Genomic DNA, 1,269 nt, shown 5'->3' on the forward strand with positions numbered 1-1,269 from the left:
ATTATGTCCAATCGGAGTTCCCGGACAATTATATATAACCGGAGATGGCTTAGCCCGAGGTTATCTTAACAATCCGGAGTTAACCAGGGAGAAATTTGTATCTAATCCCTATTCTAAAGAAGCTGATTCCTTAATGTATGGAACGGGCGATCTGGTTAAGTACCTTCCAGACGGGAATGTAATGTTTCTTGGTCGGGTAGACGACCAGGTAAAGATCAGAGGATATCGGGTAGAGCCGGGAGAGATCGGTCGTGTAATTGAGCAGAGCGGTCTGGTGGGTCAGGCATTAGTGATATCGCGTGATGACCATCAGGGCAACAAGCAGTTGGTGGCTTATGTTGTAGTTAACGATTTGTTTGACCGTGAAGACTTGTTCCGTTATCTAAACGAAAGGCTGCCAGATTATATGGTGCCTGGTCAGTTGGTAGAGTTGGAGAGTTTTCCATTAACGGCTAACGGTAAGATAGACCGGAAGAACTTGCCGGATCCTGATGTTTCAGATCATATGACTGAAGCGTACACGGCTCCCCGGAATGCCACTGAGGAGCAATTGGCAGAGATCTGGCAAGATGTTCTGGAGGTAGATCAGGTCGGCATTCATGATGATTTTTTTGCCCTTGGGGGGCATTCGTTGTTAGCCGTACGCCTCATATCGGCGATCCGTAAGGCGTTTAAAGCAGAGCTTCCCATTAGCGATGTATTCGATTACCCCACGGTAGCGGGGCTGGCAGCACAGCTGGATACACAATCTCAGGCAGGGGCATCAGCAACCGCCCTGATGCCTTCAATAAAAGTAGAGGCCCGTCCCGGGCGCATTCCGCTGTCTTTCAGCCAGGAGCGTCTGTGGTTTATAGACCGCTTAGAAGGAAGCCTTCAGTACCATGTACCGGCCGTGCTTAAGTTATCCGGCAAGCTGGATGCAGAAGCTCTGGGTTCCTCTTTACAAGAAATAGTGAACCGCCATGAAGTGCTCAGAACGGTAATTCGGGAAGAAGAAGGCCAGGCCTGGCAGGAGATCAGAGAAGTAAAAGGCAGGGTGCTAACCCCTGTAGATGGCAGAAAGTATCTCCATTCACCACAGGGGCTGGAATCCTATATCAGAGAATTGATAAAAGTTCCCTTTAGCCTCTCTGAAGATACAATGCTTAGGGCTCACCTGATCCATTTAGAAGAAGAAGAGCACATTCTGGTAGTCACGCTGCATCATATCGCCTCCGACGGATGGTCGCGCTCCATATTAGTTCAGGAATTGGTAGAACTGTACGCTTC

At 48.9% G+C, this 1,269-nt stretch carries 1 protein-coding gene; it reads left to right on the forward strand.

Annotation, left to right across the window (positions count from 1 at the left end):
• On the forward strand, nt 1–1,269 hold a 1,269-nt coding region (locus tag WG906_RS19310), incomplete at both ends, for a condensation domain-containing protein (protein ID WP_339994534.1).

Origin of the sequence: Pedobacter superstes (genome assembly GCF_037622515.1) — a bacterium.
Classification (GTDB): Bacteria; Bacteroidota; Bacteroidia; order Sphingobacteriales; family Sphingobacteriaceae; genus Paradesertivirga; species Paradesertivirga superstes.